We start from the raw sequence: 24,063 nt of genomic DNA, 5'->3' as shown, positions 1-24,063 counted from the left end.
TCCGACTCGTTCGCGAACGCCGCCAGGGCGTCCTTCCGCGAGCGGCCGGTCGGCCGGCGGGACGAGCCGACGATGAACTCGGCGTCACGCTTGTCGGCCTCGACGATCGCCGCGGCCCGTGCCGGGTCGATCGGGCGGTAGAGCATGGTCACGCGCTTGCGAGCAATGTCGCGGTGCGGGGCGAGCAGGCGAGCCAGGATGGACTCACCGACGTTGCCGCGCGGGGCCTGAGACATCATCCACGACACCGACAGGGCGGAGTCGTGGCGGTACGAATCCCACGACGCCTGGTGGGCGGTCGGGCCGACCTCAGGCCAGTACAGCTCCGGCGGCTGGCCGGCAGCGTTGGCCTGGTCGATTAGGATCGCGGCCGCCGGGTCGTACGCGACCCGGACGACCTCGCACAGCTCCTGAGCGGTCAAGGGTCGGGCCGAGCCTGCACCCGTCGACGACAGGCCCTGGGTCAGGCCCGGGAGCCGGTACGCAAGCTCCCGGCCCATCTCCTCGGCGGTGCGCTTGTTCCCGCCGGTACGGGTCGCCCCATTGAATGTGACGGCCACGTACGCCTTGATCGTCGCAGCCCCCGCCGGGTACGTCGCGACGATCTTCCGCAGGACACGCTTGGAGAACTCCGAGCCGCGCTCGTCAATCCGGCCAAGGACTTCGGACTCAAGGCGAGTGCCCGTGTCGGGTGCAGTTTCGAGCGTCACTGACGCGGCGACCAGGCCCGGCTCATCGGCCAGGGCTTCGAGCCAGGCGCCCCACTCGGAAACCCAGATATCGACCTGCTCCTGGTCGACCAGGGCCGACCCATCCGGCTCGGCGCCAAGGACGATCGTGAAGTCATTTTTGGAAGGGACCTCGATCAAAGCGAAAGGACGACCGTAGGAGTCCTGCTGCTCCGTCAGGCGCGACCCGGCGGCAAGGCCCGGCAGCTGAGCTGTGCCCCACTCGGCGAAGCCAAGGGGGCCCGAGCGGTAGAGGTGCGAGCCTCGGTTCTTGGCGAACATCCACCCCAGGCGGTTCATCATGCGGATCATCCCTGACTCTCCGTGCTTGTCCTTGACCGCAACGGTGGCGAGCACCCCGGCGAAGATCGCCGCGGTGATCAGGCCAGCGGGCAGGCCTTTGTTGGTGGCGACGACGATGACCATCACCGCGCCGGCGAAGCCGAACATCGTGGGGAACATGCCGAGCGCGCCCACACCACGGGTGCGGGGCTTGCGCCAGTTGCCGTATGTCCGCGCAGACGCGCGGCCCTCGAAATTGCTCATGCCCTACCCCTTACTTGGACCCCGAAGGGCCCTCTCCGGCCGAATCCTCGGCCGCGGACTTGACGCCATCGGCCACCTTCTTGGCGCCCTCTGCGACCTTCTGAGCACCGATCACGGCGATACCCGCGGGACCCGCAGCGGCAGCCGCGCCGGAGGCACCCGCAGCGGCACCACCAGCTGCAGCACCACCGCCCGCACTCGCGGCCGCTCCGGCGCCAGCACCGGCACCGGACGCGGCACCTGCCCCTGCGGTCTGAGCCGCTGCACCCGACTGCGCGCCGGTGGCGCCCGCCTTCGCACCAGCCGCACCGCCCTTGGACGCGCCAGTACCCCCGGCGCTACGAGCACCCGTCGACGTCGAGCCCGATGCCGACGAGCCCTCACCGCCACCGCCACCGCCTTCGCTCGCCGTGCGGCTCGCGCTGGAACCCAGCTTGCGAACCGCGCCCGAGGCGCCCTGCCCCGCGATAGCTCCGATGCCGCCCGCGATCGCCGCACCGGCAGCACCGCCGCCAGCGGGGGCGACCATCGGCGCGATGAAGCGCATGAGTGCCGGCAGTGCGACGAGCGCGATGACCATGAGGGCCAGGCCCGTCATGATCGACCAGACACCGCCGTCGTCCTTCGCGAACAGATCCGTTCCGACGAGCCGGAACGCCGCCGCATAGATCAGAGCGGCCGCGGGCTTGTAGAGGATGAACGCGATGAGCCACCCCAGCGATTTGCGGAACCACTGCTCGCCAGTCGGGGTGTTCGTGAAGCTCGCCGTCAGCGGCAGAACGCCCGCGAGCAGCACGAGCATGGCCGAGCGGACGACCATGAGAGCGACCTGGACGAACGTCATCAGGATCGCGATCAGGGCCAAGATCAGCACGCCGATCGTGCCGATGGGAGACGACGCGGCGAGGCCGATCATTCCGTAGACGTTGGTGCCGAAGCACGACGACGTCCCGGTGTCGGCCGCGACGTTGCAGTCCGTGGCGGCATTGAGAATGCCGACCGAGAACGCGTCGCCCGCGGAGACAGCGAGCTGGATGACGGTGAGGCCGATGGTCGAGACCATGATGAGCGTCAGCATCGACTTGAGCAGGTCGCGGACCGGCTCGCCTCTTTGTGTCCACGCGATGCGGATGCCGGCGATGATCACCGACGCGACGGCCATTGTGAGCACGATGTACCAGGTTGAGCTCTGCAGGAACCCAACCGTTGTCGACGACCCGCTCGGAGCCGTGGTCGGGATCAGCCAGGCCACCAGCGACGAGGCGCTCGTGACAAGGAACACGCCTCCGAAGATCAGGCCAAGGCGCCCCAGGCTGTCCAGCCCGGTCTCCTCGGAGCGGGCCCGCATGAACATGATCGCAAAGCCGATGATTGACAGCACGGCGACCAGCAGGCCGATCCACGCGACGTAGCCGAGGATCGTGTCGAAGCTCGACGTGACGGTCTCGGTCGGGGTGTAGCCCGAAGCGTCCGCGTCGCCACGCGTGAGCTCGGGGCTCGGGACGTTGACCCATAGCGTGCCGAGCGAGCCGACGATTTTCCCAAACGTCTCGAGCGCATTGTTCATGAGCTGCTGGACGGTGTCGTTCGCAGCCTTCGACACGACGGCCGAGGCGCCTTCCGCGGCGCACTCCTGGATGTGCGTCGCGACGTAGGCGGCGTTGGAGCAGTCCCAGGCCAAGTCAGACCCCTGCGAAGGGAATGTAGCCGCCCAAGCTAGACAGGGCGGCCGGGGCAACAGGCGAACCACTGACGTCAACGACGATCTTCCAGTCGCCGTCCTCCCAACGCACGACCATAGGGATGCTGATCAGCTGGCCGTCGGTCGTCCCACCTGTGTAGGACATGGCGAGGTCGATGGTCGCTTCCGTCGCGGAGTACGAGTCGATCTTGAAGCCGGCAACCTGTGCTCGGGTTGCGTCACCGGAGTCCGATGCGGGCGCCGGCGTGGCCTCGAGCTCGTCCTTCACGGGGCCGTCTGCAAGAAGCTCGACCAAGCGCGGGACGTTTCGTGAGTCCGATGACGCCGCGAGGTAATTCACGCTGGCGAAGAGTGCACCTGACGGCGTGTGTGCGAAGCAGGTGTTAAATCGACCGTCGTCCTCCGTGCTCCCGGGGCCGGCGACCTCCGAGTCCTGGGGGGTCGCCATGTTGCCGACGATCTTCCACGTCGCCGACGGTGCATCAGTGAGGTCGTTTTCGGTCGCATAGCCCTCGAGCCCACACACGGACTCAGCGCCGGCAGGGAGCTCGGACGTCGCTGAAGGCGTTGCCGTGGGCGCTGCGGTGTTGTCGTCGTCACCGCCGCCGAAGACGCCGGTGACAGCGGCGATGCCGCCGCCTAGGAGGACTACGGCAAGGAAGATCGCCACAACGATCCACACGGGGCGTCGGTAGAACGGCTGCTCTGCGTTGCTCATGTAGGTGCTTTCTGTTGAGGCGGATCTAGGGAACCGGTCAGGCGATCACGAAGCCGACGAGGGATGCCGCTCCGAGTCCGAGGAAGAGACCGAAGCCGATCTTGATCAGGCGCTCCTGGATCTCGCCGCCCTCGTGGCGGTTGTTGCGGAAGAGCATCGCGCCGGTGGCGATCAGGGCCAGGACCGCGAGCGGCAGCAGAATCCACTTCGCGATTCCGATGATGCGACCGAACTTGCCGGCCCAGTCAGCAGGGGCCTGGGGGTCGCCGTCGGGGATGACGACCGCGAGGAGGTGCTGCGCCTGCAGGGCCGTCGTGTTCAGAACGTCGAGAGCGAGGAGGGTGTTGGACATGGTGGTGATCCTTTCGAGCCGGGCTAGTTCGTTGAAGCAGTGAGGTTCAGGTCCGCCAGAAGAGCGCGGTATTCGCGTGGCATGCCATCCGGGGAGGGCGGGCCCATCCGCCACGCCTCCACCCACGGAAGAGTCCACAGCCGTGGGTATCCCCCGGCGATGTGTTGCTCGAGCTGGCGGAGCTCCCTGGGGCGTCGGCCCGGGGCATCCGCGACCAGCACCAGCCCGGCCAGGTCGACCAGGCCGGCGGTCGTGCCTGCCGCCCACTCACGGGCGGCGCGCTGCGCCGCCATGAGTCCGGCGTAGTTCGTGCGCGCCAGAACCGTCACCCGGTTGGAGACACCGCGCTCGTTCGGGAGCGGCCAGGCGTGCTCGGCGGGCTGGGAGCCCTGCACAAGCGCCGACAGTGTGGACTCCCCCGCGCCGCCGTGAGCACCGAGCCACCACATCGAGACGCCGGTGAACACCTGCCGGGTCGGCAGACGGTCGGCGCTCTCGGGCATTTGCACGGCCGTCGGCTGAGGAGCGGTCGGCCCCCGCAGCACTTCACGACGAGTCGTGGACTGAACCGCAGGGAGGATCTCCTGCTCGTCCTCGGAGGCCACTCCCCCGGTTACCCACGGATTCGTGTCGTCGCCCATGCGATCCCCAATTCACCCTTCCGGGTCTCTCTCTCGGCCGTCCCCCGCGGTGTCCCCAACATTGGGGACTGACGCGTCGGTCTAGTTTGTGCGCATGCTGCTAATATAACTATCTTTTGCAAGGTTGCGGACACTGCTCCGATTTCCTCTACGATTGTGCACCATCGGTAACCACTTCGGGGGGAGGGCTCATGGACTGGCGACATCTGGAGTTAGCCCGGTTCGGGTCGCTAGTCACGGTCGAGGACGTTTGTGATGTCGTCTGCCTCTCCCTCAATCGCGTCCAAGATCTTTTCGCTCCTTCGCGGAGGGACGTACGCCTCTTCGGCGTCTGGGCGACTACCTGCTCCCCCACCCCACGACTGACTCACCCGTCACCCCGACCTTGAGAGGCGCAGATGACTGACACCCAGACCATCCCCGCGTTCCCCCGCATGGAAGCCACCATCACCCCCACCACCGACGGCCGTGCCACCGGCGTCCTCGTAGTGAACGGTGTTCCGATGCCGTTCGAGGAGGGGAGCGAGGACGACATCCGCCGCACGATCCTCACGAGCGTCCGAGGCACCGCTGAGCAGATGCACCGGGCTGTGCGTCTAACGACGCACGACCGCTACGGCACGCAGACCCTGTCGGTCAGCCCGAGCGGTGTGACCGAGCCACTGACTGACCTCGACCAGACCGACGCCATTGCCGCAGCACCCGCCGCCGACATCCCGGCCGCTCCCGCCGCGACCGACGCAGCGCTGGCCCCCGTCTCGGCTGTCGCGTCGCCGGTCGAGCAGGCCGCTGCCCCTGTCGCAGCGCCGTCCGCGGATGAGCCGCCCGCCACGCGACGTGCAGCGCGTCAGTCGTTCCTCACTCGCGAGGAGGTCGAGGAGCCCGCCACACAGGGCATCCGCGGCACCCTCTCCCGGATCGGCATCCGCATGTCACCGTCGGAGGCTGAGCGCCGCGAACGCGGGTGGAGCCGCATGGTCAGCCAGCACTGGCCCGGGCCCCGCACCATCGCGATCCTCAACGGCAAGGGCGGCGTCGGCAAGACCATGACCACCATCGCCCTGTCGAGCGTGTTCGCCCGCTACGGCGGCGCCGGCGTCCTCGCGTGGGACAATAACCAGACCCGCGGCACGCTGGGCTGGTCAACCGAGCAAGGACCCCACGACGCGAGCATCCTCGACCTGCTCCCGCAGGTCGACCGGCTCCTCGGCACCGGCGCCCAGTCGGCGGACCTCGCCCACTACGTGCACCACCAGACCCGCGACCGCTACGACGTCCTCCGCTCAAAACCCGAGGTCCTGGCCACCCAGCAGCGATTCGACGCCACGACCGTCGACTCGATCCACGCCGTCGCGTCCAAGTTCTACCGGCTCGTGTTCATCGACTCCGGCAACGACGAGACCGACCCCATGTGGGTCCGCGCGCTCGAGCGCGCGAACCAGATCGTCGTCCCCACCATCGGTGAGGCCAAGGCCGCTGAATCGGCCGCACTCCTGCTCGAAGGCCTCGCCGAGCGAGGCGGCCACTTCGCCGACCTCGCCGACAAGGCTGTCGTCGTCGTGAGCAAGCACAAGCACGACCTGCCCGACGCCGAGCTGACCCGCATGGCCAGCGGCTTCCAGGGCCTCGCCCGCGACGTCGTCACGATCCCCTACGACAAGGGCCTCGGCGCCGACGTCATCAACTACGGAGGGCTTCGCGCTGACACGCAGCGGGCATGGCTCGCCGCCGGCGCCGCCGTGGCGGGCGGGCTGTGACCGCCCGGACCGCGGCAGCCGTGCCGCTCATCATCGCGGCCGCCATCACTCTGGCTGGCTGCTCCAACCCCGGCGATATCTCTACACTTCCCGATGACCGAGACCCGCTTCGCACCGCAGAGCCCACGTCGACGGTGTCGACTCCGGCTGAGTACGACGACGCCACCGCGCAGCCCGCCCCGGACGCGTCCGAGGGGTCACAGAACTCCGCTGTCACCGCGGCCGAGCAAGTCGTCAGCGTCTACGCCCAGCCGACCCTCACCGCAGACGAATGGGCGCAGCAGATGACGCCCTTGCTGTCGCAGTCAGGCGCAGTCGCCTACGAGGGCCAGGACCCCACCACGATCCCCGCCACGCAAGTCACCGGTGACGGCACGATCGTCGACGGCGCCACCAACGTCGCCCTCAACGTCCTCGTCCCCACGGACGCCGGCGAGTACAACGTCGCCCTGTCGCGCACCGGCGACGGCGCCCCGTGGCTCGCCAACGAGATCCGGCCCACCGACGACGAATGAAGGGCGGCGGCAAGGGTCTGTTGATCCTCATCGGAACACCAGCGGCCCTCATGGGCCTCATGGTGTTCCTCGTCGTGTTCTCCTTCGGTGGCAGTGCCGCGGCCGCGTGCACCACCATGACCGGCGGCAGCGTCGACGTCGACGCGGCCGCACAGCACGCCCCGATCGACGGGTTCTCCGGCGACCAGCTCAAAAACGCCGCCTACATCATGAACTCCGCCGAATCACTCGGCCTCACCCAGCAGGCGCAGGTCATCGGGATCATGACCGCCATCGGCGAGTCCACCCTGCAGGTACTCGACCGCGGCGACGCAGTCGGCCCAGACAGCCGCGGCCTGTTCCAGCAGCGCAGCAACGGCGCGTGGGGGTCCTACGAAGACCGCATGGACCCCACGATCAGCGCCACCAACTTCTTCAAGGCCCTGCAGGCCGTCGAGAACTGGGAGACTCTCGAGCCCACCATCGCGATCCACCGCGTGCAGATCAACCAAGACCCCTTCCACTACCGGCAGTACCAGCCGGCCGCACAGAACATCGTCACGCAGCTCTCCGGTGGCGCCGGCGGTTCCACCACCTCCCCCGCCTCGAGCACCGCGACCCCGACACCGCTTGCAACACCCGGCACAGCCGCCCCGACCAACGGATGCTCCGCCGGTGGCACCGTCCTGCCCCTGACGGCCCCGTTCGACCAGACCTCTGACTACGGCCCCCGCGAGAGCCCCACCGCAGGGGCCTCGTCCTGGCACCCCGCGTACGACTACCAGACCCGCGTCTCCGGCGCCTCCGCCGGCCGCTCCGGCTACTCGTGCGGCTCCCCCATCTACGCCTCCCAGGCCGGCACCGTCACCGTCGCCGCCGGGTACACCCTCTCGATCAAGTCCGCCGAGGGCTACACGATCAGCTACCTGCACATGTACCCATCCGACATGACCGTCGGCGTCGGCGACGCCGTCAGCAGCGGCCAAGAAATCGGAAAAATCGGCTCCAACGGCCCCTCCACCGGCTGCCACCTCGACCTCCGCGTGAACACGGACGGCTCCACCAACGACAGCGTCAGCGCCCTCCCCCAGTCGCAGACCATCGGCGGCCCCCAGGGCTACGTCGACCCCGAAGAGTTCTACTCCCTCTTCGGCGTCACGCTCTGCGGCGAGGACTGCGAGAAGAAGAGCTTCTGATGGCTGACGCCCTGATCCCGCACTTCCCTGTCGTCCACGGCAACGTCTACCCCGACGGCACCGCGCACATTAACTTCGCCGCCCACGACGTGCCGCTCACCCCCGCGAACGTCGATGACGCCCGCGCGCAGATCACGTCCTACGCGATCGCCGCCGCCCGGGACGTGCTGCACCGGCCCGTGCGCCTAACCACCGTCGACCCCGACGGACAATGGACTCTCGCTGCTCACCCTGACGGCAGGATCACGGACCTCGCCCCCGCCGCCAGGCGCTCCGTGACGAGCGAAGTGACCCCACGATGAGTGACACCAGCCCCGACGGAGCGGTCTACTGGAAGCAGCAAGGGATAATCAACCCCAGGGGTAGCGATTCTGAGCAGTTCGCCCCGGAAGAGCTACCCGCGCACCGTCTCCCTGATCAGACGGAGACCGAACGCCCGCCCTCGACCGGAGCTGCACTCCCGCGCATGGCACAAGACGACTACTGGGACAGCCTGCCTGTCACGCTCAAGTCCAAGGACCTCGAGCGCCTACTGCAGATCGGTCAGACGACCGTAAGCCTCTGGCTCAACCGAGGAACTATCCCCGGCCACCAAATCGCTCACTCCTGGATCGTGTTCCGATCCGAGGTGCGGGACTGGCTCGAATCGACGTCGACCGTTCCCGTCCCCGAGCACGAGCCCTACCCAGATCCCCTCGACGACTACGGCGACTACCTCAACTACCAAGACCTCATGGCCCTGCTCGGCAAGAGCCGGCCCGCAATCTTTGGATGGCTCAACAACGGGACCATCCCCGCCATGCGCCCCGGCGGGCGCTGGCGCGTTGAAAAGAACACCCTTCGACGCCTCCTCGAAGAGACCAGCAACCAGCGCCCCGGGTTCATCCCCCGCACCCGTCGTGGTGTTGAACCCAAGGGCGACGCGTCACCTACGACAGAGGAGGCATAAGCCGTGCCGATGCTCGAAACGCCGCACCGCGTCCCGGGCCATACCGCGGAAAATAACCACGACACGCGCCCAGATGAGGTCGGCGTATGCATCTTAAGTACCCATGATGGCTGCATGAGCGCAATTCGTGGGCTGGCCCACCGACCCCAGAACGTCCCAACGGTCCTTCTGCAGGGCCGCGTGTCACCGGAAACGCGTATGGAGGTCCGCGCAGCTGCGGCTGCCAGCGGCGTCTCCATTGCCTACTACATGGAAGCGCTCGTGGCCAAGATCGTTGCCGACCAGGGGTGCCTGCCCCTGGTCGAGCACCCCCGCGACAAGAAGCTCGAGGAGTTGCCTATCCCGGCTGCTTAAACGAAAGAGCCCGCCGCTTCCGCGACGGGCCTCTTCAAATTCGTTGCTCTTACCCCAGTAGCCGCCAAGCAGGTGGGTTCGAGCTCCTAGATCCGATCAAGAACCGGTAGTGCACCGGGCCTTAGTCGTACCCCCATCCCGAGGGAAGGTGATGGCATCAGTGTAAACAGCTTTTCTGTGCGCGCAAGCACCGCGCCGGAAAAATCACCCTCCGGCGTGTCGTCATCTCTGACTGCCGATCCGAACGACGCGTGGGCACTTACTCGAGTGTTGTCCCCGCGGGATTACGTACAGCGCGCGGCCGAGTTCGTCGACGGTACGTTCCTGAACTCCTACGCCGCCCACCACGGCCTGGATGAGGAAGCCCCTGCCGGGCCCTGGGCGATGTGGCTGACGTCGCGTCCGGGCTGGTTCCGATTCATCTGCTTCGACTTCGACGCCAAGAACGGCCGCCCCGCCTACGACGCGGCCCGGCTGTCGTACTGGCTTCACGAGGTGTCGATCGCGCACACGGTCACTGAGTCCGGCCCCACGGGCGGCCGGCACGTGTGGATCGCCCTCGACGAGCTCACCCCGGGTGCTGCTGTGCACCGGGTCGCGCGCCTGGCGAGGCAGTTGCTGCCCTCCCTTGACCCCTCCCCCCTGTCGGAGACCGGCGGTGCTGTCCGCCCACCGGGGGCCCCGCACCGTGTGTCGGGCATGTCGGTGCCGCAGGGTTCGCTGCAGCCGCTCTTGGCGCCCTCGACATCGATGGCTGACGTGGCAGCGCTTGATGCGCTGCTGGTCGATCTGGGCGCCGAGCTCGAGCCGGTGGACGTGTCCCTGGCCCACAATGTGCGGAAGGACCCGGGCGGGCACCCGTACCTGCTCGGGGCGCGACGGGAACTGTCCGAGTACGTCCGGGGCCTACTCGATGCGGCGCCGGCAGGAGACACGTCCGCTGCAGCCGCGTCGATCCTCGCTGGCTGCGCGAACGCCAGGTGGCGGTACGACGACGTCGCCGCCCTGGTCGAGCACTCCGCTGGCCTTGAGCACCTCCGCACCCGCCGTGCCGGCACCCAACGTCTCCCCCGCACCAGCACGCAGCAGGCAAGGACCTTGGCGTCGACGTGGGCTTCTGCTGTGGCGTACGTGTCGGCCAATCCTGCGGCCGCCGACAGTGACCCCACCTTCCCGACCCGTGTTGCTGGCGTCGTGGCCACGATCGACCGGGTCCAAGAACGCGCCAACCTCACCATTGGCCTCTGGGGCGGCAGCCGCGGCCGAGGCGTCACCGGCCGCGGCTCCCTCGTCTTCCGCGCCGTACTCGACGCCCTGTGCGTCTACATGCTCCAGGCGGCGTCCACCGAGGTCGAGGCCGACACCCGGCGCCTCGCGATCGACACCGGCTGGTCCGAACGCCGAGTTGGCGAAGTCCTGACCCTCCTCACCGCAGGCGACGACAGCTGGCTCCAACGCGCCGGGGAACGCATTGACAAGGCCCGCGGGCAACGGTTCCGCCTCCATCCCAAGTTTTCCACAGATCAGATGACGCAAACTCGCGCACAAGTGCTTGCACGCCCGGCGCCGACCCCTCCCCCACCTGACGCCCTCACCTCACGAGCCCTCCTTATCTCAGAACTCCAGCACCGACTGGTTCCCCTACGTACCGATACGTTCGCAGCACCCCATTCGCTAGGACGTGCTGCAGGGCACGTCTATCGGCTTTTGACCAGGACACACGGACAGAGCGCCACGGTCATCGCTGACGCAGCTGGGTTCACCGTTCGCCAGGTCAGGATCTACCTCGGACGACTCATCTCCGTCGGGCTCTCCCGTCGATCCCGGAGCGGTTGGGTCCAGACTCTTCAAACGCCCGAGCCGATCGCCGAAACCCTCGACGTCGACGGGTACCTCGAGCGCCGAGAAGCCCGCTACCGTGCCGAGCGCTCCCGATGGGGCCTCTGGCTTGACGAACTCCGCTGGCGTCGACAGAGAGGCGCCCACAAACCCCGTAGGCGGCGCTTCGAGCAACTCACCTTGACCGGCCTGGAGGAACGGACACGCGTTCGGTACCCCCGCGGCCCAGGCGGCCGGGCTCGGCACGGACATGTGTTGAGCGCATTGCTCGTGCTACAGGACACGCGACCAGGAGTCCGGTTCAAGTGACGGGTGGAAACCGGCGACGTACTTAATAAATACGTCTAGACAGATTGGCAGATCTCACATTCGTGCTCGGCCGTGCCGGCCCAATTCCTTGGGGCTACGTCATGTATTCATGCAAGCGGGCCGTTTCAACGATCGCTCGGTGTTCTTTAGTAATTACCTCCGGATTGACCACGGTGCACGGTGCTGGGCCGCTTAGCGGCTGAGAAAACCGGGCCGTTAGGAAAGAGTAATTACGTCTTGACGGATTGACGTACGCACGTCTATCAGCCATTATCGAGTGGATGGCCGCAACAAGTAATAATTACGTCTTGACGGATTGACGCACGCGCGTCAATCCGCCCGCATCAGTTGGATGGCTCCAAAGACTATTAATTACGTCTTTACGGATTGTTAGACAGATCGACAGTCATGAGGCTGTTCACTCGCGCTCCCAAATTGGTGGTTGGGCTTAGTTATTAATTACGTCTAGATGTATTGACGTATGGAAGGATCTACTCGTGTCACCTAAAATAACAGCTATTGGCAACCGAAAAGGCGGAGTTGGAAAGACCTCCGTAACTCTCGGCCTCGCCTCTGGTCTTGCGTTACTCGGCCAGCGCGTCTGCGTTGTCGACCTCGACCCTCAAGCTGACATCACTGACACCCTCGGGGGAGTCGGCGACTTCAACATCTTCGACGTCCTCTACGCCGGCGACATGGGGACCCTGGGCCAAGCTGCAGTCGCCTCCAGCTGGGAGGGAATCGATGTCGTTCCCGGGTCCCAAGACCTAGCTCGAATCGACACTGAAAGTCTTGTTGGCGCGGAGTTGCGCCTGAAAGCTGCAGCTCAGTCGTCGCAGGAGTTGGACGCCTACGACCACGTCTTAATCGATCTCCCCCCCGCATTGGGCAGGCTGACCCTGAATGGCCTCATCGCCGCTCATAACGTCGTCGTCGTAACTGAACCAGGGGCGTACTCCGTGCGGGGAGTGGCCGAGTTCCTTCAAACAGTCCAAAAGATTCAGAGCGCGCCCTACCTCAACCCTGACCTCGTCTTCAGCGGCATCATCGTCAACAAGGTCAGCTCTCCGCGCACAGCAGAGCATAAGTTCCAGATCGAGCAGCTGCTCGAGGCATTCGGCGACCAGGTTCACGAGCCGTTCCTGCCTCTACGAACAGCCATGCAGGATTCCCAAAGCGGTGGAGTGCCTCTTGCAAAGGTGGGAACCCGAGGGGCAGCCATTCTCTTCGAGTACTTCACCCAACACGCCAAACGCATCAACGGAGGAAACTGATGGTCATCGAGCGCAAAACGCTACAGAAGGCGCCGCAGCGTGACGTCGTGGAATCGTTCACGACGCCACCCCAGCCGGTAAGTACTTCAACTAGCCAGGCGCAGCTGGGGCGAGAGGAATCGACCCCAACCCACGCGCCCACTAGGCGGGGGCCTGGGCGGCCGCGCAGTGCTCGGCGCATGGAGCCCTTCTCCAGCAAAATCGAGATCTCACTCCGAGATCAGCTGGACGAGTACATCTCCGAACACGGGGGCACGATGGTCGACTTCCTCGACGAAGCCATCCGTGACCGACTTACAAAGTAATTACGTAAAGACAGAATTATATCTAGAGTGTCGTCGGCAGGCGGCGGTCCACGAAGCTACTGGCCAACGGGGTTGGCCGGGTTCCAGATGGATCTGGTGACTATCCACGACAAGTCGTGCGAGCTCATCGGAGACGACTGTGGGATTGCAAAGGGATCGAACTGCGCGGTCGATTTTCGCTACGACGTGAATGCCGCCTCGCCGGTAAGCGGCCATTGATACGCCTCCGCTCGAGGACCAGGCCGGCATTGTTTCCTCAGGCCTTCGCATCGCTGACGTCGCGGTCGTCTGCATGGCGTCCACCGTGGGCGAGTACGAACGCCCGCCCGAGGTATGGGCCGCGATTGACGACGTGAAGCCGCTGCGCGCGACGCCATTGGTCGCGGCCGTGCTGATGAACCGCACTGTCACTAACGCCAACAGCACGCCAATGTTTCGCGAGCTGATGACCGATGAAGGACACACGGTCTTGTCGACGACCATTCCTCGGAGAGAGCCCATCGCACAGGCCTTCGGTGGCCCGGTCACCGACCTCGGCAGGTACGCCGATGCCGCCGAGGAGATCGAGACGTTGGGAGCAGGACGATGACCAAGGCCGAAGAGCTGCGAGCACGAGCTGCCCGCGCAACGCAGAGAGCCGCGTCGACGACGCTCGAGCAGCACGAGCCAGGGGCACCCGCCGCCGAGGCGACGCCGGCACCCCGGCCGAGCGTCATCCGAGCCAAGCCCGTACGCATCACCGCCGACCTGTCGCCCCAGGTCTACCGAGGGCTCATCGACTATGCCGCGGGCCTTGCAGAGACTCAGGGCCGCGTCCGCGTCCGCGTCGCGCACGTGCACGTCACTCGCGCCCTCGTTGCGGAGCTACTGGAAAACGACAAGCTGCAGGTAGCCATCGCCCGCCGCGTTCGCGTTCAGGTCGATGACTAGACCGTCCGTAGTTCAGTAACTACGGACTTACGCTACTGGCCGTCTAGTGCCTCAAGGTCCGTGGCCCAGCGCTCTGCGCCGCTCGAGTGCCACGTGACGGCTCGGTAGCCCTCGGCTCTCAGGCGCTCGTCTGCTTCTGGGACGGGGTCGTGGTGGAGATCGCGGGTCGGCAGGATGACGGTAGTGGACTCGCCGGTTTCTGGTGCGAGAGTCAACAGCCATGCACCGCCTCCGCCATATGAATTGACCGGCACGTCGCGGTGGATATAGGCACTTTCGGCCAGCGAGGTCATGGCCAGCACAGTACGGCCTCACCGGCCCTGGCTCTTGGAATACGTCGAACAGATCAGGCGTCGGCCCGGGGGAGTGTCACGGCCGAATCCGTGGCTGCCCGGTACCGCTCGAGCGCCCGGTAGACCGTCGCCCGCCCCACCCCGAACAGTTCCACCAACTGGGCAACCGCGTGGGAGAGGATGTCGTTGAAGAACCCGGCCAGCCGCCGGTTAAGCTGGCTTGCGAACGACGCCGACAGTCTTCCTGTCATCGGAGAACATCACGCCCGCACGAGCCTCGACCTCCCGGATGACGTGGTCTGTGGAAATGTCCCCGCGCACCCACAGGGTCAAAACAACCATGGACTCCCCGACGAGCATTTCTACGCCCGGTCGAGGCTCCTGCACCATCGCCAGCATGGCAACGATGACGTCGAGCACGGGTTGCTCGTCCTTGGCCAGACGGACGGTCAACTGGTTGAGGGCGTTCCCGAACTTGGCCATAGCTGCGCCGGACGGGTTGTAGCCCTCACCTCCTCGTGTCTGACGCACCTCGAGTAGCGCTGCGATCGTGCTGAGCAGCCACTCCTGACGCTCCGTTTCGGTGACCTCGCGCGCCACGCGCTTGCGATCGAGCACGTCTCGGACCCACGGGACCACGACTGAGGCCACGAGCGACAGCACGGCCCCGATGAGGACACCCCAAAAGCCGATGAGAGCGTTTTGCGTGTCTGCGTTCATGCGCCGAGCGTAACGGCGACCGACGCCCGCTGATCAGATGCAGGGAGCCGGAGGCGCAGCGTTACGAAAGAGCTCCTCGGGCCGAAGCCGGAGGACGCAGTTAGAGACCCAGATCGGTTCGAAATCGGGTTTGCGTCGATCTGGGTCTCGGTCGCCAGAAGTATCGGGCGCCCGTTAGGCGTTCGCTAACCGGACGGTTGAGTCGCCGGGCCGGGGCATGAGATCAGCGTGACCTCGTCTTGGGCTGCTCTCACTCGTGTAACAGGTGGCCCCCGTTGTGGGGGACTTCAAGCCTGCTGTTTGTGAATAGCTTGAGCATGATCTAAGGATCTGTTCCGGTGGGGTGCCGGTTCATAAGGCAGCGTGGCCGTGAGGTGCGTTGCGGGGAAGGCCTCGTGCTTATTTCTTCGGTAGCGCGTCGTTCGCGCACCATGTTCCTGGCCGCATTTATCGCGGCAAGTGTCGTAGCAACATCTCTAGTTGTTCTCGGTCCCACCGAGAGCGCGCAGGCAGTGAGTACCGGCTCGGGAGGGCAGTACGTACCGGCTGTCGCCCGCATTGCAGACACCCGCAGTGGTCTCGGCGGGTTCACGACTCCTATCCCTCAAAACAGTTGGCGGACGTTCAAGGTCGCAGGACAGGGCGGAGTGCCAGCGTCAGGAGCTGGAGCTGTTGCCCTTGTGGTGACGGCAGTCGACACCACGCTCGGCTTACTCGACGCTCGAAAGGACGCATCGTCCCCGTCCACTACCGTGCTGGCCTACGGCGGCACAGGAGCAGCTGGAACGAAAGACACGACTTCAGGTACCGCGGTACTTCCTCTCGCGGCCGACGGGACCGTTCAGCTGCACGCAGCTGCCCCGGTGCACATCATCTTGGACGTGCAGGGCTACTACACGTCAGTGGAATCCGGAGTTGCTGATGGCGGCTACGTCCCTGTTCCTGGTTCCCGCATTGTCGACACCCGTTCGGGCCTTGGAGCACCCATTGCTCAGCTGACACCGGGCCAGGCAGTGACGTTCCAGGTCTCTGGTAACGCCGGGGTTCCCGCCGGCGCTTCCGCAGTAATGACGACTCTCATCGGCATCAACAACTCGGGCGGCAGTGGGTACCTAACACCGTCGCCAGCAGGTGCTGCTCTTCCTGACACGTCCCTGACGTACTCGAAAGAGCCTGGTGTTCCGAGCACGGTGAGCGCCCAGGTCGGCCTCAGTACGGACGGCAAGCTGACCGTCACGAACCGAGGCGGCGGCACCGTCGACCTCGTTGTCGAGGTCCAGGGCTATTTCGCTAAGACGAACCCGGGAGGAGCATTTACCCCGGGCGTCGGAACTCTCTTCAACTCACTGGCAGGCAACGCTCCCATCGCCGCGGGGTCAGAAGTAGCCATTCAAGTTGCCGGCACAGCAGGTGTTCCTTCTGTGGATTCGGGCCTGAGCGCCGTTGCTGTCACCTTGACCTCCCACCACGAGACCACTGCCGGCGGTGGGGCGGTCATGTGGGCCGACGGCGTCAGCCGACCCACTCCCTTCACGTCCGTGACCTACCAGCCTCAGGGAAGTCGCTCCAACACAGTCATCGTTCCCGTGGGGTCGAACGGAAAAATTCGGCTCTGGAACGGCGGTTCCACCACTGAGAAGTTCGAGGTGGATCTGCAGGGCTGGTACATCTCTCTCCCCATGGGGCCAGAAACAACCAACCTCACAGGATCCCGGCCGTCCGCCACGAACCTGACCTTCGGAATTAGCGATCAAACGTCCGCGCAGGTTGACGTGGCCACAGGCAACCTCATGGTGACCACCAATGCGCTAAGCCTGCCAGGCGTGACCTCAAGCACCTCGATCGGTGCGACCTACAACTCCCGGAGCACCCTGGTTGCGGACTCGAACCTGCCGGATGCGAACCGGTGGCAGTACAGCCTCGCTGGAGCCGGATCTCTTTCCTCGAACAGCAAGGGCGTCGCCTACATCGCGGCGGACGGCTCCACGTGGCAGTTCACCCCCAGCGGTACGAACGGCGGCTTCACCTCGCCGGCGGGACTTCAGCAGACCCTGCAGCGGACCTCGACGGAGTACGTCATGTCCGGCTGGGCAACAAACCAGAAGATGTACTTCAACTTCGCAGGGCAGCCGACGAAGATCGTTGATCGGAACAACAACACCACGACATTCAGCCGGAACGGCTTCGAGCTCACCAGGATCGTTTCAACCGCTGGCTCCACCGCTGCCCGGACGGCCACCGTGGCGTTCTCTGGTGACTTGACGTCCTTCACGCAGGGGACCGTACCGGGCGCGCGAAAGGTGTCCTACCGAAAAGACAGCTCGGGGAACGTCCGTTCGTTCTCGGACGTCTTCTATTCGAACACCAACTTCGAGTACACCGGTAGCGACTTGACCAAGATCACCTCCCCTCAGGGTGGCGTAACAACAATCACCTACGACGACAACGACCGAGTTACTCGGATCGACCAGCAAAACACCACCGCAGGATCCCCAGGCACAGCAACGACGAGGCTCAGCTACACCTCCAACACGGAGACCCTCGTCGCGGATGCCAACACGGACCCAGCCGCTGCCGTCACGGCGGTCCCGTTCACCCGGTACACCCTTGATTCAGCGACGAACCTGGTCACGAAGGCAGTCGATGCTGCGGGCCGTGAGCAGTCCGCAACGTACAACGCCGCGAACAACGCCGTGAAGACGGCAACGTCCGGGGGTGGCGCTTCTGCTTCGACTACGACGGGCACGTTTGGGGCGAACAACCAGCAGTCCCTGACAAAGGTGCAATCTGCAACAGGTTCTTCGTCGTCAGCGACGTATGGTTCGTCCGCTGCGACGGCCTATCTACCGGCTACGTCGACAGGCTCATCGGGCGAGACGACCACCTACGGCTACGACGGGGCCGGTAACCAGATGTCGACCACCACTGGTAGTGGCGCGTTGTCTGCGACGGCGAAGCTTGAGTACAACGCGGACGGCACGATCAAGACCGCGACGGCGCCCGGGAACGAGGGCAACCCCACCCGATATGCCTACGACGCCAACAAGCAACTGTCGACCATCACCCCGCCCACTGGCACGAGCCTCGGGGTAAAGGATTTCACCTACGACGCTTACGGCCGCCAGAAGACCCAGACGGACGGTCGAGGGAACACGACGACGTTTACCTACGACCTAGCGGATCGGCTGCTACAGACGGTGTTCTCGGACGGCACCCCGCGGGTAACAAACCGTTACGACACCAACGGCAATCTCACCAGTCAAGTTGCGGGCACCGGCACCGTGACTAACGCCTACGATCAGCAGAATCGCCTCATCTCGACGGTGAACACTGCCGGTGGTGGCACGATCGGCTTCGGGTACGACAAGGCCTCCCACGAGACCTCTGTCGCCACTGAAAGCGGCACCACGACGCATACCTACGATGCCTCCGGGAAGCTCACCAGCAGCACCTACCCCGACGGGGCCGGCACAGCGACGCAGCGGTACGCCACCGACGACAAGGGCCGTCGGACGGACACGTGGCTCGCCACGAACGCCGACAACACCCTCTGGGCGGCTAAGACCACCACCAGCTACGACTCCTCAGGCCGGATCAGCCAGATCCGTGCCTGGACCGGGACCGGGAACGCCAGCAACACCGCGGTGTTCGATACCAGCTACTGCTACCAGGCCAGCACCACCGCACCCACCTGCACTGCGACCGCGGGCAGTGACCGGGACACCATCCAGTGGGCCCGCGACAACCTCTCCGGCCAATCCACCACGTACGCGTACACCACAGGTCGGCTGACATCCGCCACCCAGGCTGGCGGCGCGTCCAACAGCACCTGGACGTATTCCTACGACGCCAACGGCAACCGCACCGGTGAGACCGTCACCGGTGCCAACGCCGCAGTCAACGACTTCACCTTCAACGCCGCCAGCCAGATCACCACGGCCGGGTACGTTTACGACGGTTCGGGGAACCTGACCGCCTCACCGGGGTCGACGTACACCTACAACGGTGCCCAGCAGATGACCTCCTCCACCCGAGATGGCATCACCACGACCTACACCTACGCCGGGACCGACCAGAATCAGCTCCTCACGGAGAAAATTACGGGCGGCACCTCCTACGGGTACGTCTATGGCGGCAACGACAGCCAGGGTGTTCCGGAGATCGTGGCGCAGACCACCAGCGGCGCCGGCACCTCAAGCGTCATGACTGACCCCCTCACCGGCCAGGCGCTCAACCTGACCACGGCGGACGGTGTCACAGGGCTGTACCTCGTCGACGCGATCGGCAACCAGGTCGGCCTCCTCACCGAGACCCGCACGACCGCGTTCCAGGTGTCCTACGCCCCCTACGGCGCGCAAACTGTGACTGCCGGTGTAACCAGTGATGAGTGGCAGCAGAACCCCTACGGATTCAAGAACGGAAGCCGCACCGACAACGGCGTGCTCGTCAAGTTCGGCATGCGCTGGTACCTCGCCATCACCGGCACCTGGACCCAGAGAGACACCCTCGACGCACCCCTCGACCCTAGGAACGCCAATAGATACGGCTACGCTGGCGGCGATCCTGTCAACGGCGCGGATCCGACAGGTAAGTACACGGGATATTGCTCAGCAAGTGTGGGCTGCTATACCGATCGAAACGGCGTGAACCGATCCGCGCCGATGGTTCCGAGGGCTACGGCTGCTCAAAAACGCGCTGCCGCGTCTTGCATAATTGGAATTGGCGCTGCATCAATTACTCCAGCAGGGCCGCTAGGCACGGGAATCGCGCTTGGAATTGCCTTTGGTGGAGGATGTGGATTGGGGTTGGCATGAAGCTATTCGTCAAGTTATTCGCCCGAGAGACAATCGGTCTGACTGTCGGCTTCGGCCTCGTATTCATGGCTCTGGGCATTTGGCAATTGGCTGAAAACAGTGTGCCCGCAGGAATTTGCTTTGTCGTATTCGCTGCTCTTGTCTTGTTCACCGCATCATGGATGCTTCTGCAAAAGAGAAGGGGAACGACTCCCCGTTCCGATAAGCGTGACTGACAAAACTAGCGTCNCTTGACCACCTGAACGATTGCAGCGGCGACGATCTTCACGAGGAAGTCGAGCACTACCTTCACCCAGGTGGAGACGCTGCGACGATGCTTATCGCTGTTTACTGCCTCTTCAATCTGCGATCACGCGCAGAGGAAAGTTCTAGACAGTTCCAGAGGCCCATAGTCCTTCCCACGGTTAGCAGGCTGGTATGCCATGGCTTTGCGTCCCGTGGGAAAATGCTCTTTTGGGGTATACCCCAGTGCAACGACCCCTCAAGGGCGTGGCGCGCGTGGCGATAGAGTGTATTTCGCTCCTTCTGCATCAGGTGTGTGTCAGGGTCTAGGAATGGCGCAGCACAAAACGCAGGTCGTGGCATACGTCCGGGTGAGCTCGGTTGATCAGAACCTCGGCCGGCAGCTCGAGGCCGTCGGCGACGTCGACCGGGTCTTCGAAGAGAAGGTCTCGGGCGGATCAAGGGCAGACCGGGCCGCTCTCCTTGACTGCATCCGGTACGTCCGCGAGGGCGATGTCGTCAAGGTCGCCTCCATGGACCGGCTGGCACGGTCGCTGGGGGATCTCCGCGAGATCGTTGACGAGATCACGGGCAAGGGAGCCTCAGTAGTTTTCGTCAAGGAGCAGCAGACCTACAGCCGTGACACGGACGATGCGATTGGCCGGCTGATGCTGAATTTATTGGGGGCGTTCGCGGAGTTTGAGCGGACCTTGATTCGTGAGCGGCAGCGAGAGGGCATCCGGCTTGCCCAGGCGGCTGGCAAGTACAAGGGCCGTGCGCAGAAGCTGACCGCTGAGCAGCTGGTGGACGCGCGCCGGCTGATCGAATCCGGGGTGCCGAAGGCAAAGGTGGCTCGGGATCTGCAGATCGACCGGACCACTCTCTACCGGGCGCTTGCACGGAGACTTGCGCAGGGTCCTGTGGGGGAGTGAGGCACCCCACACTTTTAGGGGCGTGGGGTGCCTCGGTTCCGTCGTCACGCTGAGGACGGCTCGGCGACGCGAGCTCGAGCTCGAGCTCGGAGCGGCGTCGACGGTTGAGCGCACCATCTGGCCGAGGGGGAGTGAGCGCGTACAACAGGTGGGTTTAAAGGACCTCGAGGATCCTCGTTTGGTGGGACGAGCGACACGTCCCTTGCCGCCCCGCCGGGCCTCTGGCTTTCACGCCGGCGTCGCCTTCCGAGGCCTTGTCATCGCCGTGGCGGTGCTGGTTCTTCGGGTGCTTGAGGTAGACGTCGTCGTCCGGGGCCATCGCGGGTTACGGCCGCGCACGAACGGTGCTGGCGATCTGGCGACGGCGGGCGGCCAAGAAGGTCTGAGCCCCAACTCCTTCGCCCGGCCCGGACAGGGGCTACCACCGCACTCGCCAGTCCTGGGATCATCAGCCGGTGCACTCCTCCGAACCGTCCCCTGGCCCCGCCCATGTCAGGGGCCTCCTCCCCGTGCCCGTCATCCGGGCGCACCGGCCCGGGCCACATCGGGTCGAGCTCGTCGTCGCGGTAGGACAGGGCGACGAGCCCGCTCATCTCGCAGGAGTGACGCACCTTGCGGAGCACTTGTTGATCCGTCTCGCCGGCAGTGATGCCGTCTTCAAGGACGGCGAGACGGGGCTGTGGACCGTGGCATTCTCGGGCACCGGAACCGAGTCGACCTGTCTCGACTTCGTCCGACGGCTCGCCGCGGCCGTCCAGGACATCGACCGGCTGACCGACGAAGAGCTGGCGCTCGAACTCCTCATCGTCGAGAGCGAGGACCCGATGCGGTTCCTCGAGACCGTCCCGTCGCCGTCTACGGTCCGATGGGGCCTGCAGGGCCCAGGTCTGTTCGGAGCCGGCACCTCGACCGTCGCGACGCTGACACGCGAGGAGGTCGTGACCTGGGTTCGTGAACGCTTCACGGGCGACCGCGCCGTCGTCGTGCTGACGGGTCCGTGGGGTTTGGACGTCGACCCTGCTCTCTCGCTCCCGAGCCCACCGTCGGGTCTCGCTCGGATCTCGTCAGCATCTTCGGGCCTAAAGGTGCCTGTGGCGGTGCCCACCGCGCGGGGCGGCGCTGTTCTGTCCGTCCTCGTGCCCGCCGCCCTGGCGCCGTCGATCGCGGCGGCCGCGCAGCACCGCTTCTTCTCCGCCCTGCGCCACAACGCCGGCCTCGCGTACGTCGTCGACGTCCAGACCGATCGTGTCGACGCGGGCACCGTGCTCCTCGAGGTCGTTGTCGGTGCCAGTAGCCAGCGCGCCCGCGAGACCGTCGTGAGGCTTGTCGAGCTCGCCCGTCAGATCGGCGCGCATGGATTTGGTGACGAGGCGGTTGCGAGGGCCCGCCTGGCGGCCTCGCTGACGAAGGCCGACGCGGACGCCCGCGTGGCCATCGTCGCCGACGACGCAGTCCGGACCCACCTGCTCGGCCACCCCGCCGACGACCTCGAGGCTGAGCTGCGGGTCGGTGAGCTCATCGAGGACGAGGCGATGCGCGTCGCGTGGGCGGCCGCCGTCGAGGAAGCCGTCGTCATGGTCGACGAGGACGCCGAGCTGGGTGACCCTGCCGCGTTCTCCACAGCCGTGGGCATGAGGTGGGACGAGCTCGCCCCGGCGGTGGAAGTACCGGTTACAGAGGCCCGCCGTGAGGCGCGAGGACACCGGACCTGGAAGAACAGCCTCCTAGCGCCCCTGGCCAGCGACCGGGGCACACTCACAGACGACGAACTCCTCGTGCAGTCCGGAACTCGGGCCTGGCGGGTGCCCCTGCAGGAAGTCGCAGTCGCCGTAGTGGCGGAAGGAGACGTCGTCCTTGTGATGCGCGACGGCCGGCGCCTCCGGATTGAGCGCGATGGCTGGTTGCGGGGCGCGTCGTTCGTCGCAGCGGTCGTGGCAGCCGTCGAGAAGATCGACCCTGTTCTCGTTCGCCACGTGCCACCTCGTCCCGACAAGACGCTCCGGCCCGAGGACGGACACGGCGAATCGACGGCCAGATAAGACCGCTCAGCTTGCCACGTCCCACAGGCCTCGCGAGTGCCCGACCGGGACCGGATACCACCGGCCATCTGGCCGCGAGCCCTGGCGTCCTACAGGCTAGGTGCTTGCGAAGCCGCGAGGAGCCAGGTGTCGGCATCGTCGGTCGTGGTGTCTTGCGCGAGGGCGAGCTCTGATACGAGGATCTGCCGGGCACGGGAGAGCATGCTTTTCTCGCCCGCGGAGATGCCCTTGTCTTGTTCTCGCCGCCAGACATCCCGGACGACTTCGGCGACTTTGTAAACATCTCCACTGATCATCTTGGCTTGGTTGTCCTTGAACCGCCTCGACCAGTTCGCAGCCTCTTCGACCTCGTCCGCCTGGAGGAGGGCGTCGACTTTGTCGACGCCGGCCTGGTCGATGACGTCTCGCACCCCGAGATCCGCTGCCTTATCGATCGCGGCCTGGATGATCAGGTCGCTGCTGTGAACCCGCAGGGTCATGTACTTCGTCGGGGCGCCCTTGATGTCCCGAGTGGTCAGGCCCGTGATCGTGACGGCACCGTGGTGGGGATAGACCAGCGTCGTCCCCACCTCGTAGCTTGCAGGCACCGGTTACTGCGCGGCGTTGTAGGCGTCACGCACCGAAGCGGAGATCCGGCCACGGCTCGAGACGGTGTGCCCGTTTTTGCCGGCCCAGTCGCGGATCTTCTGCAGCTCCGCCGGGTCCGACTTCGCCCCCGAGCTGCGGGCTGCGCTCTGTCGACCATTCACCTTCCGGCCGGCGGCCATGTACGGCGCCAGAACCTCGGCTAGTTCGTCAACGTGCGCCTGGCTGAGGTCAATTTCATAGGTGGCCCCTTCGAGAGCAAAGGTGACCGTCTTGCCTACTCCATCTGTCAAAGCGGTTCCGTCGAGGTCGTCTATAAGCTGAACAAGGGTCTTTTTGGCCATGACTATCTCCTAAGTGTTGG

22 protein-coding genes are annotated in these 24,063 nt (G+C 65.4%); 13 read left to right on the top strand and 9 right to left on the bottom strand.

Translation table 11 applies throughout. The features are described 5' to 3' along the window. The 5 genes from IFT72_RS15205 to IFT72_RS15185 all read right to left on the bottom strand — a co-directional run. Positions 1-1,274, bottom strand: a 1,274-nt coding sequence (locus IFT72_RS15205) for an SCO6880 family protein (RefSeq protein WP_192046969.1), incomplete at its 3' end; no start/stop codon positions are given. A gap of 10 nt (positions 1,275-1,284) precedes the next feature. Continuing rightward, positions 1,285-2,955: a type IV secretion system protein gene (locus IFT72_RS15200; protein ID WP_244634600.1), complete on the bottom strand. Its 1,671-nt coding sequence runs from the start codon at positions 2,953-2,955 to the stop codon at positions 1,285-1,287. Position 2,956: 1 nt separating this feature from the next. Further along, positions 2,957-3,694, bottom strand: coding sequence for a hypothetical protein (locus tag IFT72_RS15195; RefSeq protein WP_192046968.1), 738 nt, complete (start codon positions 3,692-3,694; stop codon positions 2,957-2,959). Between the two features lie 37 nt (positions 3,695-3,731). Beyond that, positions 3,732-4,046, bottom strand: coding sequence for a hypothetical protein (locus IFT72_RS15190; RefSeq protein WP_192046967.1), 315 nt, complete (start codon positions 4,044-4,046; stop codon positions 3,732-3,734). Between the two features lie 23 nt (positions 4,047-4,069). Continuing rightward, complete coding sequence (locus IFT72_RS15185) at positions 4,070-4,687, bottom strand: DUF6668 family protein (protein ID WP_192046966.1); 618 nt, start codon at positions 4,685-4,687, stop codon at positions 4,070-4,072. A 398-nt stretch (positions 4,688-5,085) separates the two neighbouring features. Between IFT72_RS15185 and IFT72_RS15180 the strand changes: the two genes are divergently transcribed. The 10 genes from IFT72_RS15180 (at position 5,086) to IFT72_RS15135 (ending at position 14,094) form a co-directional block, all read left to right on the top strand. Next, the gene (locus IFT72_RS15180; RefSeq protein WP_192046965.1) at positions 5,086-6,444 is read left to right on the top strand and encodes an AAA family ATPase; all 1,359 of its coding nucleotides are present in this window, start codon (positions 5,086-5,088) and stop codon (positions 6,442-6,444) included. A gap of 20 nt (positions 6,445-6,464) precedes the next feature. Next, on the top strand, positions 6,465-6,959 hold the full coding sequence (locus tag IFT72_RS15175) for a hypothetical protein (protein WP_192046964.1): 495 nt from the start codon (positions 6,465-6,467) through the stop codon (positions 6,957-6,959). Further along, positions 6,956-8,134 (top strand): M23 family metallopeptidase, encoded by a 1,179-nt coding sequence (locus IFT72_RS15170; protein ID WP_192046963.1) that lies wholly within the window; start codon positions 6,956-6,958, stop codon positions 8,132-8,134. Before IFT72_RS15175 ends, IFT72_RS15170 begins: the two co-directional genes overlap by 4 nt. Further along, entirely contained in the window at positions 8,134-8,436 is a 303-nt protein-coding gene (locus tag IFT72_RS15165) for a hypothetical protein (protein WP_192046962.1), read from the top strand. Before IFT72_RS15170 ends, IFT72_RS15165 begins: the two co-directional genes overlap by 1 nt. After that, positions 8,433-9,083, top strand: coding sequence for a helix-turn-helix domain-containing protein (locus tag IFT72_RS15160; protein WP_371741319.1), 651 nt, complete (start codon positions 8,433-8,435; stop codon positions 9,081-9,083). The genes IFT72_RS15165 and IFT72_RS15160 overlap by 4 nt, the downstream gene beginning before the upstream one ends. Before the next feature lie 3 nt (positions 9,084-9,086). Beyond that, a complete protein-coding gene (locus IFT72_RS15155) occupies positions 9,087-9,437 on the top strand; it encodes a hypothetical protein (protein WP_192046960.1) in 351 nt (116 codons plus the stop codon). A 177-nt stretch (positions 9,438-9,614) separates the two neighbouring features. Further along, a complete protein-coding gene (locus tag IFT72_RS15150) occupies positions 9,615-11,585 on the top strand; it encodes a hypothetical protein (RefSeq protein ID WP_192046959.1) in 1,971 nt (656 codons plus the stop codon). Positions 11,586-12,082: 497 nt separating this feature from the next. Next, the gene (locus IFT72_RS15145; RefSeq protein ID WP_192046958.1) at positions 12,083-12,859 is read left to right on the top strand and encodes an AAA family ATPase; all 777 of its coding nucleotides are present in this window, start codon (positions 12,083-12,085) and stop codon (positions 12,857-12,859) included. A 609-nt stretch (positions 12,860-13,468) separates the two neighbouring features. Beyond that, positions 13,469-13,753, top strand: coding sequence for a ParA family protein (locus IFT72_RS15140; RefSeq protein WP_192046957.1), 285 nt, complete (start codon positions 13,469-13,471; stop codon positions 13,751-13,753). Further along, positions 13,750-14,094, top strand: coding sequence for a DUF2274 domain-containing protein (locus IFT72_RS15135; protein ID WP_192046956.1), 345 nt, complete (start codon positions 13,750-13,752; stop codon positions 14,092-14,094). Before IFT72_RS15140 ends, IFT72_RS15135 begins: the two co-directional genes overlap by 4 nt. Positions 14,095-14,126: 32 nt before the next feature. Here IFT72_RS15135 and IFT72_RS15130 read toward each other — a convergent pair whose 3' ends face one another. Beyond that, positions 14,127-14,387 carry a hypothetical protein gene (locus IFT72_RS15130; protein ID WP_192046955.1) on the bottom strand — a complete coding sequence of 87 codons (261 nt, stop codon included), beginning with the start codon at positions 14,385-14,387 and terminating at the stop codon, positions 14,127-14,129. Between the two features lie 210 nt (positions 14,388-14,597). Then, entirely contained in the window at positions 14,598-15,107 is a 510-nt protein-coding gene (locus tag IFT72_RS15125) for a hypothetical protein (protein WP_192046954.1), read from the bottom strand. Positions 15,108-15,988: 881 nt separating this feature from the next. On the opposite strand from IFT72_RS15125, the gene IFT72_RS16780 reads away from it, so the two are divergent. From IFT72_RS16780 to IFT72_RS15110, 3 genes are all read left to right on the top strand, one after another. Beyond that, positions 15,989-19,921, top strand: a complete 3,933-nt coding sequence (locus tag IFT72_RS16780; protein WP_192046953.1) for an RHS repeat-associated core domain-containing protein — start codon at positions 15,989-15,991, stop codon at positions 19,919-19,921. Positions 19,922-20,475: 554 nt separating this feature from the next. Beyond that, entirely contained in the window at positions 20,476-21,075 is a 600-nt protein-coding gene (locus tag IFT72_RS15115; RefSeq protein WP_197981580.1) for a recombinase family protein, read from the top strand. A gap of 626 nt (positions 21,076-21,701) precedes the next feature. Next, the gene (locus IFT72_RS15110) at positions 21,702-23,114 is read left to right on the top strand and encodes a hypothetical protein (RefSeq protein ID WP_192046951.1); all 1,413 of its coding nucleotides are present in this window, start codon (positions 21,702-21,704) and stop codon (positions 23,112-23,114) included. An 89-nt stretch (positions 23,115-23,203) separates the two neighbouring features. Here the strand turns inward: IFT72_RS15110 and IFT72_RS15105 are convergent, their stop codons facing one another. Together IFT72_RS15105 and IFT72_RS15100 are read right to left on the bottom strand one after the other, a co-directional pair. Next, positions 23,204-23,701 (bottom strand): CarD family transcriptional regulator, encoded by a 498-nt coding sequence (locus tag IFT72_RS15105; protein WP_192046950.1) that lies wholly within the window; start codon positions 23,699-23,701, stop codon positions 23,204-23,206. Between the two features lie 3 nt (positions 23,702-23,704). Beyond that, positions 23,705-24,043, bottom strand: a complete 339-nt coding sequence (locus tag IFT72_RS15100; RefSeq protein WP_192046949.1) for an Lsr2 family protein — start codon at positions 24,041-24,043, stop codon at positions 23,705-23,707. Positions 24,044-24,063: the final 20 nt, after the last annotated feature.

The organism is Frigoribacterium sp. CFBP 8754 (assembly GCF_014841815.1).
GTDB classification, from domain to species: domain Bacteria; phylum Actinomycetota; class Actinomycetes; order Actinomycetales; family Microbacteriaceae; genus Frigoribacterium; species Frigoribacterium endophyticum.
This window is presented reverse-complemented; position numbering and strand designations above follow the sequence as displayed.

What these genes read in the sequence shown, in the direction of transcription:
- IFT72_RS15125 (WP_192046954.1), bottom strand. Translation starts at nt 15,107, where the DNA reads ATGAACGCAGACACGCAAAACGCTCTCATCGGCTTTTGGGGTGTCCTC.
- IFT72_RS15180 (WP_192046965.1), top strand. Translation starts at nt 5,086, where the DNA reads ATGACTGACACCCAGACCATCCCCGCGTTCCCCCGCATGGAAGCCACC.
- IFT72_RS15100 (WP_192046949.1), bottom strand. Translation starts at nt 24,043, where the DNA reads ATGGCCAAAAAGACCCTTGTTCAGCTTATAGACGACCTCGACGGAACC.
- IFT72_RS15170 (WP_192046963.1), top strand. Translation starts at nt 6,956, where the DNA reads ATGAAGGGCGGCGGCAAGGGTCTGTTGATCCTCATCGGAACACCAGCG.
- IFT72_RS15115 (WP_197981580.1), top strand. Translation starts at nt 20,476, where the DNA reads ATGGCGCAGCACAAAACGCAGGTCGTGGCATACGTCCGGGTGAGCTCG.
- IFT72_RS15190 (WP_192046967.1), bottom strand. Translation starts at nt 4,046, where the DNA reads ATGTCCAACACCCTCCTCGCTCTCGACGTTCTGAACACGACGGCCCTG.
- IFT72_RS15135 (WP_192046956.1), top strand. Translation starts at nt 13,750, where the DNA reads ATGACCAAGGCCGAAGAGCTGCGAGCACGAGCTGCCCGCGCAACGCAG.
- IFT72_RS15185 (WP_192046966.1), bottom strand. Translation starts at nt 4,687, where the DNA reads ATGGGCGACGACACGAATCCGTGGGTAACCGGGGGAGTGGCCTCCGAG.
- IFT72_RS15195 (WP_192046968.1), bottom strand. Translation starts at nt 3,694, where the DNA reads ATGAGCAACGCAGAGCAGCCGTTCTACCGACGCCCCGTGTGGATCGTT.
- IFT72_RS15165 (WP_192046962.1), top strand. Translation starts at nt 8,134, where the DNA reads ATGGCTGACGCCCTGATCCCGCACTTCCCTGTCGTCCACGGCAACGTC.
- IFT72_RS15160 (WP_371741319.1), top strand. Translation starts at nt 8,433, where the DNA reads ATGAGTGACACCAGCCCCGACGGAGCGGTCTACTGGAAGCAGCAAGGG.
- IFT72_RS15130 (WP_192046955.1), bottom strand. Translation starts at nt 14,387, where the DNA reads ATGACCTCGCTGGCCGAAAGTGCCTATATCCACCGCGACGTGCCGGTC.